Source organism: Acetobacterium bakii (genome assembly GCF_001263355.1).
GTDB classification, from domain to species: domain Bacteria; phylum Bacillota; class Clostridia; order Eubacteriales; family Eubacteriaceae; genus Acetobacterium; species Acetobacterium bakii.
Genome location: NZ_LGYO01000082.1, coordinates 1 through 10466 on the forward strand (window position 1 = coordinate 1; position 10466 = coordinate 10466).

7 protein-coding genes and 2 pseudogenes are annotated in these 10466 nt (G+C 38.5%); 2 read left to right on the forward strand and 7 right to left on the reverse strand.

What is annotated here, in order from left to right; genetic code table 11:
* Positions 1 to 87: 87 nt before the first annotated feature.
* From AKG39_RS19080 to AKG39_RS19090, 3 genes are all read right to left on the reverse strand, one after another.
* Positions 88 to 1473 (reverse strand): uridine kinase family protein, encoded by a 1386-nt coding sequence (locus tag AKG39_RS19080; RefSeq protein WP_050741998.1) that lies wholly within the window; start codon positions 1471 to 1473, stop codon positions 88 to 90.
* 62 nt (positions 1474 to 1535) lie between these two features.
* Complete coding sequence (locus AKG39_RS19085; protein ID WP_050741999.1) at positions 1536 to 2096, reverse strand: DJ-1 family glyoxalase III; 561 nt, start codon at positions 2094 to 2096, stop codon at positions 1536 to 1538.
* Between the two features lie 367 nt (positions 2097 to 2463).
* On the reverse strand, positions 2464 to 3351 hold the full coding sequence (locus AKG39_RS19090; RefSeq protein ID WP_050742000.1) for an AraC family transcriptional regulator: 888 nt from the start codon (positions 3349 to 3351) through the stop codon (positions 2464 to 2466).
* 433 nt (positions 3352 to 3784) lie between these two features.
* On the opposite strand from AKG39_RS19090, the pseudogene AKG39_RS21015 reads away from it, so the two are divergent.
* Positions 3785 to 3941 (forward strand): annotated as a pseudogene (locus AKG39_RS21015) (transposase); the annotation flags it as partial.
* Positions 3942 to 4275: 334 nt separating this feature from the next.
* On the opposite strand, the gene AKG39_RS19100 reads toward AKG39_RS21015, so the two are convergent.
* From AKG39_RS19100 to pdxA, 4 genes are all read right to left on the reverse strand, one after another.
* On the reverse strand, positions 4276 to 4989 hold the full coding sequence (locus tag AKG39_RS19100) for a cyclase family protein (protein WP_126981296.1): 714 nt from the start codon (positions 4987 to 4989) through the stop codon (positions 4276 to 4278).
* Between the two features lie 153 nt (positions 4990 to 5142).
* The gene (locus tag AKG39_RS19105) at positions 5143 to 6936 is read right to left on the reverse strand and encodes a sigma-54-dependent Fis family transcriptional regulator (RefSeq protein ID WP_050742003.1); all 1794 of its coding nucleotides are present in this window, start codon (positions 6934 to 6936) and stop codon (positions 5143 to 5145) included.
* Positions 6937 to 6991: 55 nt separating this feature from the next.
* Positions 6992 to 8257, reverse strand: coding sequence for a four-carbon acid sugar kinase family protein (locus AKG39_RS19110; protein WP_050742004.1), 1266 nt, complete (start codon positions 8255 to 8257; stop codon positions 6992 to 6994).
* Positions 8254 to 9288 carry a 4-hydroxythreonine-4-phosphate dehydrogenase PdxA gene (gene pdxA, locus AKG39_RS19115; protein WP_201780301.1) on the reverse strand — a complete coding sequence of 345 codons (1035 nt, stop codon included), beginning with the start codon at positions 9286 to 9288 and terminating at the stop codon, positions 8254 to 8256. The genes AKG39_RS19110 and pdxA overlap by 4 nt, the downstream gene beginning before the upstream one ends.
* Positions 9289 to 9714: 426 nt before the next feature.
* On the opposite strand from pdxA, the pseudogene AKG39_RS19575 reads away from it, so the two are divergent.
* Positions 9715 to 10466: pseudogene (locus AKG39_RS19575) on the forward strand (transposase); the annotation flags it as partial.

The following is a 10466-nucleotide window of genomic DNA, read 5'->3' on the forward strand; positions in this document are numbered from 1 at the left end:
ATTTACTCAAATTTTATGAATTCAGCAAAAAAACAGTCCTTTTTCACAGGTCCCGAAACGTCCCCTCGTCATCTTATTTCCTTTCAATCAGTCAAAATAGATGCTGCCGCCGATGAATTCACGCAAGATTGAATTAAACGGGACTTTCTCCGTATTCATGGGCTCACAGAAGGATAGAATATTCAACAGGCGGTCCCTTGTCTGCGCATAAGGGCTGTTATCCTCTATTTTATTTAAGGAGGCTTCGGCAAAGGTTCGCATGGCATTTAATTCGTAAAGCAAGCTGGAATTAAACATCACGTCCGATTCCTCCTGGAATTTAAACACGTTTTGATACTCCCCGCGGCGGACATTTTCCCACTGATCCAGGGTATCCTCGGGGTGGGTGCCGCGGAATTGGTCGCCTCTGACGATTCGTCTGATCAGCCTTACTTCGGAACTCGGCACTCTGTTTTCCAAATTGAAATTCAATTGAAAAAGCGAGCTGAGGTAGACTTTAAACAAAATGTTCCGGTTGATCCCCAAAAACAAGACCGGATTCAGGGCATGGATCCCCTCGACCACAAGGATTTCATCGTGTCCGACTTGCAGTCGTCTGGTTTGGGTGGAACGATGGCCGGTTTTAAAATCGAAGATCGGCGTTTCAATCGCTTTTCCATTTATCAGTTCGATGAGCTGCTGCTGCAAATACGGAAGATCCAACGCTTCCATGCAGTCGAAATCCGGCTTGCCGTCCTCGGTAAGCGGTGTCACTTCCCGGTTCACAAAATAATCATCCAACGACAGCGTAACCGGCTTTAATCCGTTCACACTCAGCTGGGTCGATAATCGTTGCGCAAAGGTCGTCTTCCCCGAAGACGACGGTCCCGAAATCAGCAGTACCCGCAGAGCCCGCTGCTGCTGAAGAATCATCACGGCAATATCTGAGATCTCTTTTTCATGGAGCGCTTCGGCCATCCCCTGCAGCTTCAGGCTGGCGCTGCCGGCAATATAGTCATTCACATCATTAAGCAGTTCGATATTAATATTTTTCAGCCAGTTCTGGGTCTTATCATACATAGCCGCGAGTTTATCCGGCGGAATCAACGGGGTAATGAGCTCCCGGCCAATGTCGCCAAAGTCGACAATAAAACCGTCGGCATAAGGAATAACAGAGAAAGGATCCATATTTTTAACGTTGGTTTCGCAGGGATAAATCATTTTAACAACATAGCCATCGGCCTGATAAAAGTAGTAGCCGCCCTGATGCTTCAAATAGTCAATATCGGGATTGCTCAAAATCCATTCTTTCAGTTTCTTTTCAATCTGATAGACTTCTCTGATTGAAATGGCGGAATCGGCAAATCGGCAAAACACGCCCTCCATAATGGAATAAGCCGTTTTAAGGGATTCTTGGGGAAAAAGCTGCCTAATGACAATGATCAATCCGAGCTTACAAGTCTGGCGGCTTTGAATCAAATGTGTTCCTAACATAGCCACACCTTCTTTCTATTTGATTTATTGTTGTGTAGCCTTAGTGTCAGGCATCGGTTTCATTATTTTTTCTTGTGGTAGAGGATGTTTTTTCGCAAGGTCTCGGCCTCTTCTTCGCCGACTAAAACCGTCACGATTTCAAGGGCAAAATCCACCGCTGTTCCCGGTCCCCGGGAGGTGATAATGTTTCCATCCCTGACGACCGCCTCCGCTTGATAGCTTGAATGGGGAAATTCCTTTTCAAAGCTGGGGAAAGAGGTCATTTTTTTCCCAGCGACGATCGCTGCTTTTTCTAAAACGATGGGCCCGGCACAGATCGCTGCCACTAGCTGCCCGGCATCATTCATTTCTCTGATGATTTTTATGACCCGTGGATCGTCTCTTAGGTTCGCTGCCCCGGGCATTCCGCCGGGAATAATGACAGCCTCGTAGGCATCAAGTTTGGCCAGATCATCGATGTGTCTGTCGGCTTTTACTGTGATGTGATGGCTGCCGGTCACCATCAGGCCGTCACCGATGGCAATCATATCAACCGTAATCGGTTTGACTCTTCTTAAATAATCGACCACGGTTAAGGCTTCTACTTCCTCAAATCCGTCTGCTAAAAAAACAATTACATTCATAATTTTCCTCCCTTTACGTTTTTATGCATATATCACATTGACCATATACTATTATCACCCATATTATATGGGTATTCCTATTCAGTTGCAATGAACGCGGGCATTTTTTTTACTTTTTAACTCATGTTTTTTGAATATGGGTAATTCGTCTCTATATTTAGGATGATCGTCACGCTAAAAACCTTGTTGCACTCAACGAAATCATGAAAGAACGGTTCTCTCGTGCTCTAATAATAGCTCTCTGCACAAAAGAACCATCCCCTTGATCGGTTATACCCAGTTTATTTAAGGATATTCATTATGAACAAATCCACTTCACATCCAATACAAAAGGGCACTCTAACAAGAGTACCCTTAATAACAATCATTAATATATTTCGCGATCTTTTTTCTTTACCGGAATCCAGATTTCACTTCTATATTTCGGATTCCCAGTATCCGGACTCTCATTCCACAGAATCTCAGGTCCTTCAACTGCCTCATAGCCTGAAGATGGAAACCACTCTGAGTATATCCTGCCCCACACATTTTGAAGTGTTTCCGGAAATGGCCCAATTGATTCGAAGACTGCCCAGGTACTAGCATCAATTTTCAATACATCAAATCCTGCTGTTTCATCACTTGAAGTTGCTACCCCGATGTAATGGTCCAACTCACCCTTTTCTTTCATTCTTCCTTCCGAAAAATTAGCAGATGCACTAATAATCCCTGTTGGTTCTACATTTGAAATTGCTTTTAATTGTTTAATAACCTCAGGGGTTAAAATTTCAGTCATTTTGGCAATCTCTGGATTGACACCTTCAAAAATAATTGGAACTCTCTTCTTAAAACCTACTAACTTAAATGGTTCTTTCTTAATAATGTGATAATTCATTGCACATCCTCCTTTTATTGATAATTGAAAGGTCATTCTAGGATAGGCTTTTATTTGTGCATTCTCACTTCTGGCTTCTGAAGGAAGAATTCCATGCATAGAATGAAAAGCACGAGAGAAAGAATCAGCTGAGTCATAACAGTATTTAACAGCAATATCGATTATTCTCCAATCTCCCTCTTTCAAATCGAGGGCAGCCAGTGTCAGTCTTCTTCTTCGAATATATTCTGATAAACCTAGGCCTGATAAAAAAGAAAACATCCGCTTAAAATGATACTCTGAACAGTAAGCAATTTTAGATACTTCAATATAATCAATATCCTCCGTTAGATGCTCTTCAATATATGCCAATGCTTTATTCATCCTACTTAACGAATCCATCAAATAACCTCCTTTCACGAACAATATTATCAAAGGATGCGCTTAATCATCCGACAATCTGTGCACAGTTTAGTCGATAATATCTAGAACATAAAAATCGATTCTAAACAGGAATTTATCGACCCCTTTCCTTCCAAGCTGAAATCTAGGGAGGTGGCCTGGGGGGAGCTTGCATGAACAGTGGTATAATCGTTCGAAAGACATCCCTTCTTTATCAATCGTTATATTGCAAATGATTGAGATAATAAGGCATAATGACAGACAAAAGAAACGTCCGGGAGCAGTGAAAAAGTCAAAAAATCAGTTTGACTACCTCATAAAAGACAAAGGACTCGAAATTCAAAATTATAAAATCTATGCCCCCAGAAATTAAAAAATAGATCTTTTTTTGATTCAAAATGAGTAAAAAAATAACCCTGTATGGTATAATTAAGTGCCAATAAAACCAACCAAACAGGGGGAAAATCATATCCTGAAACAAGTCAGAAATGTTGTGGATTTTAGTTTCATCAATGACCTGCTAGAAGATACCTATTGTAAAAAAAATTGGCCAACCAGCCAAAGAACCCGAACTGATGTGTAAACTCCTGAACAAAAATTCTTATCAATGGTTCTGTAGCCAGGGAAATCAGACAGTCAGTCGGAGATACTATAAGCGGAACTCAAACAATCCCATGGGCTGGGCCGGGCAAAAGGCTATGGCCTTGTTTCGATGTCTAAACAATCGAAACGACCATAGCAGTAAATTTAAAAAGAATAGCGGCCATCATGACCGCTAAATCTTCTTATTTTGTGAACTATTTGTCGTATTTCGAATTAATTTTGTTTTCTAAAAACAATTCTCTTAAATTTTGAGAATACATCAAAAAAAACATGCCTTTTTCGCTGGTCCGGATTAATCCTGTTGGGTCATTTTACTTCATATTAGACGATTGCTAAAACTCTCACCGGGCAACCCGTCCCACCTGTTACTTTTAAAACAGTCGCAATTAAATCACATCTTTTTTGTCCAACCTTGTCTAAATTTGTCAGGTTCTCAATGATTAAGATTCCTTTTGGCAATAATGTTAAATGTGCTTCATCCTTTGCATTGATACCATCAATGGCCATTGGCTCCATTCCGATTAAGCGAATTTTCTTTTCAGCCAGATATTCGGCCGCATCTTCTGTGATATAAGGCCAGCCATTTTTCCAAAATTCTTCACCTTCAACACCAAGTCCCCATTTTTTATCATGACCGGTCGTAATAAGCACCGCATCACCTTCTTTTATATATTCATCATTGTCAATTTCCCATTGCTTGATTTCTGCTCCGGAAATTGGCACATCCCCTTCCTTATCTTTAAAATCCAAAATAATCGCTGGTCCAATAATGGAATCTGCTGGAATTTCATCAATTTTTTTTCCTTCTTCAAAAAAATGCCATGGCGCATCAACATGTGTGCTAGTATGAGGACAAATTGTCAATACTTCTGCGTTGAACACTGATCCATCTTCTCTTTTAAATAACCACTCAACCTTCGGATCTGGGAAACCCGGCATAACTGGAATCCCCGTTTCCACATTGTGGCTTAAATCAATTACCTTTTCACCTTGAATATTAATCATTTTTTTCTCCTTTATTTTTAAATTTAACAAAGATTGATAACGTTTTGAAAAAAATTGAATCCATCCGTCAGATATGTTTCATTTTGAAATACATAACCGTCTTGATCACTTCGCAAGCTAATAATATCATCGTTAAGAATCGTTTACAATCCTATTTTGACCATTTTATGTTTCGTTTTGAAGCTAGTTTATTTTTCTCCAGAGAGTACTTCTGCTAATGCCAAGTCTCTTGGCCGTTTTAGACTGATTTAGATGCTCTTCATTCAATACAATTTCAATAATTTCTTTGGTGATGTCATCCAAATAACGGTCAACATTTATGTTATAGTAGGAATCCTGTTTTTTTACCTCAGATAATGCTGATTCCTGTTTTAACACTGTAGAAATTTGAAATGCACTCAGATAAGAGCTTTTAGAATTAAGTACCAATGATTCCAAAACATGCCGCAACTGCTTAACATTGTAGTTCCATCGATAATGCTTCAATAGCAAGATGCCATCCTCATCAATTCCAATTACCTCTTTTCCGTACTTTACATTGATTTCACCAATAAAGAGACTACACAGATTATTGATATCCTCTGACCGTTCCCGTAAAGATGGCAAGTAAATAGATTCTCTTCCGAGTTTTTCATAAAGCTCTATTGAAAAGCGATTTTTCTCAATTAATACCGGTATGGATTCAGTTGTTGCTGAAATAAACATACTTCCCGGAATTTTTTCAAACTGATTCAGCAAAATAAGCAGATCTTGATGGAACTCTAAAGGGAGCTCGTTAATTTTCTCGAAAAATAAAGTAAAATCCTTTTGGTCAATAATAATTTTTGTCAGATTTTCATAAATCTGGTCCCTATTATTTTTATTTAATCGCGAACAATCAAATTTTATAAATACCTTGTCATTTTTTGGACGTTCCCGATGAATGGCCAATGCAATTTCATCCTTGCCGGTGCCTTTTTCCCCAGAAATTAAAAGTGCTCTCCGATTTTTACTACTCTTTTCCGCTTGCTGAATCGCTTTTTTCATGGTATCATTACTACTTTCAAAACTTGAAAGTCGAATTTGCTGCCGCTGTTTTTTATTATCCAAAGTAATGACTTCTTCTTCAATCGATTTTATGTCCAGCCTTTTTCTTCCATAAAATAAATATCCCTCTTTATCCTGTGTTAACGACACTTGTTCCCCCATAATGTTCCAGATTTCACCATCGATGCTTTTATGAAAATTTATTTTCTGATTATAATCAACCTTCTCAAAATAATTATAAAGATTCCCCGATTTCAGAACTTGATGAAATAAGTCAAGTTTCTGGTTTGAATAGATTCGCTCACCATCAGCACCATAAACTTCCAGATAAATGACCTCATGCTCTAAAACTCGTTTATAAATCTCTTTTTCCTTAACACTTTTCGATAACTGCCTGCATAACTTTATGGCCTCCTTCAAAGCCTTTTCAATGCTTTCCTTTCCAGAGGTCAATAGTGCGTAATTTAATCCCATTGTTTCTGCCGCTTTGGTCGTAATAACATCACCGACAACAAAATTGTATCCCTTTTCTTTAAGTTCTTCCAATATCGGATAAACATCATTTTGAGTCTTCAATTCAAATTTATCAATATCATAACGCAAAAGGTCGCAAAGGGTCGTTACACTTTCAAGAATTTTAGAAAACCCGACAACTGCAAGTTTCCCAGTATAATTTTGAATTAATTTAAATATTCTCAACATATCATAGCCTGAAATTTCTAAATAGATAACCGGAATTTCAGTTTCTTTTTCGATAAGTTCTGCTGTCCCACCTCGTGAAATAATCACATCATAGTCTTTATCAGACACATTTTTTAGGATGTTCACACCTTCCTGCATGTCACCTACAAAAATATCAACATTCAGGTTATCATGTTCTTCAACAGCTTGTATGAGTAATTCCTTTAATCCAGGATACGGCAAAATTGCCAAAACATTGATGGTTTCCATTTACTCTCCTTGTGCAAATTATTTTTAAACCCTTACAAAATTCATTGATATAAACCTAAATTGCTTTTGCTTTTAAATAATTCGTAATCACCTTAATAATGTCAGGATCTCCAAGGCCACCGGCCTTTGTAATAATATTAATCGCATGGTTTTCACTGACCAATTTCGAAAGCACGACCCCAGAAGCGATTTCTTCCATTGGCACAAAACTTTGAGCATCCAAAGCTTTTACAACTCCGAGTAATGTATCTCCACCAAAAACAACCAGGTTTACAATAGATAATTTTTCGCTTATTTTCTTTATTAAAACGCCCATATTCTGAGCGATTCTGCTTCTGATTTTCTCAAGGCTTAAGCCTTTTTCCATTCCTTTTTCGATCGTTTTTTTTAATTCTTCATTATCTGTTATACTGCAAATTAAAACGACCCCTTTTTCCCGCCAGGCTTTTTCAACCGCTTGGTCGATCTGATTTAACAAATCTGAATCATTTAAATTTTCACTGAGTTTTAATTCATCTGATAATTTTATCAACGTGTTGCCATTTTTTTCTGCTTCATTTAATTGCATCAGTGCTTTTTCATTCACGCTTCCAGACAGAAAAACAAACCGTTCATCCTTTATTTCAGTTTTTTGACAGCTTTTTCTGAGTAATAGCAGATCTGGCAAAATTTCTGCAAACCCCGCACAACCGGCCATAACTTTTAATCCATCCAATCTTTTGATACATTCTCCTACAGTATCTAAATCTGCCATTGTTTCGCCATCAAAAATATAGATATCACCCTCGTTAATTGCAGAAGCGGCGACATCTGCATCAACAATATTCACCATTTTCAACTTGCTCTGTTCTTTTAATATCTCTGCAACGTTGCTTGTTTTTACCGGATTAAAAGGATCTTTTCCAAAAGCGGTCTGATGAAGAAGTTCACCGTCAACATAGTGAAGTCCATTCCTGGTCACCCGATTATTCTTTGGAAAGGCCGGAATAAACATCAGTGCCTTTGTTTTTGTTGTCTCTTTTAAAGCTGTTAATTCACTCCCCAGATTTCCCCTTAATGTTGAATCCGTTTTTTTATAAAAATAACGCACTCCCGCTTTCATTGCGTTTTGAGTGATCCATTGGATTCGACTATAAGCTTCTTCAGAATTCAAATGGCGACTTTCCGTATTAATGACAAGTATTTCAAATTTTTGATTCAATTTTTGATAATCTACCGCTAAATCCATGGTAACATAAGTCGGTATATTTTTCCGGTTAAATTGAATAGCTGTGTCTAAAGCGCCTGTAAAATCATCTGCAATAACCAATAATCGAATCATAATATCTTTTGATTTTCCGCCATTTTAGCGGCCATGAGCAGCGCTTCAATCATGCTTTCTTCATTTGCTTCACCAGTTCCTGCTTTATCGAAGGCTGTCCCATGATCAACCGATGTTCGAATAATAGGCAATCCTACAGTGGAATTAACACCACTTAGTGACGTAAACGCTTTTGTCAAAGGATCCATCTTAAAACCTTCCAGCTTCAGCGGGATATGTCCCTGGTCATGATACATTGCTACAACAATGTCATAATCCCCACCAAGCGCTTTCACAAAAACAGTATCGGGTGAAATCGGTCCCACAACATTTATTCCTACTGCCTGGGCTTTCTTGATTGCTGGAGTTATTTCTTTTTCCTCTTCCTCTCCAAATAATCCATTTTCTGAGCTATGAGGATTAAAGCCAGCAACCCCGATAACCGGATTACTTTTTCCCAATAATTTTGCGGTTTGGTCGGCCAGAACAATCGTATCAAAGACACGATCACAGGTGATCAAATCACATACTTTCCGCATTGAGGAATGGGTTGTCACGTGAATGACTTTTAATTTCTTCCCAGTTAACAGCATTCTGAACTTTTCTGCCTTAGTTTGATGGGCAAAAATTTCTGTGTGTCCCGAAAAGTGATATCCCGCTAAATTAAAGGCTTCTTTATTAATCGGCGCGGTTACAACCCCATCAATTTTTTTTGACATCGCCAAATCAATGGCCTTCGTAATATAACTAAACGCGGCGGCTCCACAAATTTTATCAACCTTACCATATTCCCATAGTTGCTCTCCAATAGAGTTTATATTCAAATAATAAAAACAGCTGCCTCTGATCGAATCAATGTCCTCTATACAATCAATTTCTATCAATTCCCAGCTGGAGCCAATTATGGACTTCGCTTTCTCCAATACCCGTTTATCACCAATGGCAATTGGAACTGTCGCTTTCAAGACCTCGGAATTCATCATTGCTTTCAATGTTATTTCTGGACCAACTCCTGCCGGATCGCCAATCGTTATTCCTAAACAAGTTTTCATTTTCTAAACCTCCACTAATTTTTACGCTTCTCAAGACCGGAATCAGCAATTCATAGTTAATGCAATATTTTTGACCATGTTTGTCATAAATCGAAACGCCATAAGAAAAATTGTTTCATATTGATTCAATTTTATGTTTATTATCTTTGTTGATTATCATTCTACTACTTATAGCTCTTTTTTGCAACAGATTATTTCGCCTATTCATACATTATGATACGAGGAACACAAAAGGACGTTTCGGGACCTGTGAAAAAGTCAAAAAATTCAGTGGAAATAGCACCGTACGAAAAAGTCCAGTGGCCGCATGGAAATGTGATGAGATTAGGCACATAAAAGAGCAAATAGGTATAAAAATGAGTAAAAAAAATAACCCTGTCTGGTATACTAAGTGCAAACAAAACCAACCAGTCAGGGGGAAAAATCATGCTTCGACCGCAATCAAAACAATCATCATTCCATTGCTTATTATACAATAAAATTCCGGATAATCATATCCTAAAACAGATTAAAAAAGCGGTTGATTTTAGCTTTATCAATGAACTGTTGAAAGATACCTACTGTCAGAATTTTGGACGTCCCGCCAAAGAACCCGAACTGATGTGTAAGCTTTTGTTTCTGGAGCATATCTACAATCTTTCTGACGAAAAAGTGATCGTTGAAGCCAGTTTTAACCTGACCTATCTCTATTTTCTGGACATCAACCCCGAAGATACCTGGCCCGAAAGATCATAAAAACCTATCAGGCAGAAACGCAAGAAGAACTGGAAAATCTACCGGAAGTGCCAGACTACAAAGAAATCAGCGATCATAAAGAGGCCAAACAGGTCATGCAAGACTATCTGGAAACGGTGATCGAAACACGATGACTGTGCCAAAAAAGCAGTGCGAAAAATACTCTATACCGGGATCAATACAATAGAATTCTATGAAATCTCCCAAAGTCAGAAAACCAATAAATTTAAAGAGAAGTATAAAAAAAGAGCCAGCATTGAAGGGAAAAATGCGGAGCTCAAACGATTCCATGAACTAGGCCGGGCAAAAAGTTACGGTCTGGTTGCGATGTCCAAGCAGGCAAAGCTGGCAGCCATTGCCGTAAATTTAAAAAGAATAGCGGCCATCATGACCGCTAAATCTTCTTGTTTTTTTGACATATTCGTCAGTTTTAGAATCAATTT

Excerpts from the sequence above, each read along its gene's own strand:
- AKG39_RS19090 (WP_050742000.1), bottom strand. The coding sequence starts at position 3,351 with ATGGATTCGTTAAGTAGGATGAATAAAGCATTGGCATATATTGAAGAG.
- AKG39_RS19085 (WP_050741999.1), bottom strand. The coding sequence starts at position 2,096 with ATGAATGTAATTGTTTTTTTAGCAGACGGATTTGAGGAAGTAGAAGCC.
- AKG39_RS19080 (WP_050741998.1), bottom strand. The coding sequence starts at position 1,473 with ATGTTAGGAACACATTTGATTCAAAGCCGCCAGACTTGTAAGCTCGGA.
- AKG39_RS19110 (WP_050742004.1), bottom strand. The coding sequence starts at position 8,257 with ATGATTCGATTATTGGTTATTGCAGATGATTTTACAGGCGCTTTAGAC.
- pdxA (WP_201780301.1), bottom strand. The coding sequence starts at position 9,288 with ATGAAAACTTGTTTAGGAATAACGATTGGCGATCCGGCAGGAGTTGGT.
- AKG39_RS19105 (WP_050742003.1), bottom strand. The coding sequence starts at position 6,936 with ATGGAAACCATCAATGTTTTGGCAATTTTGCCGTATCCTGGATTAAAG.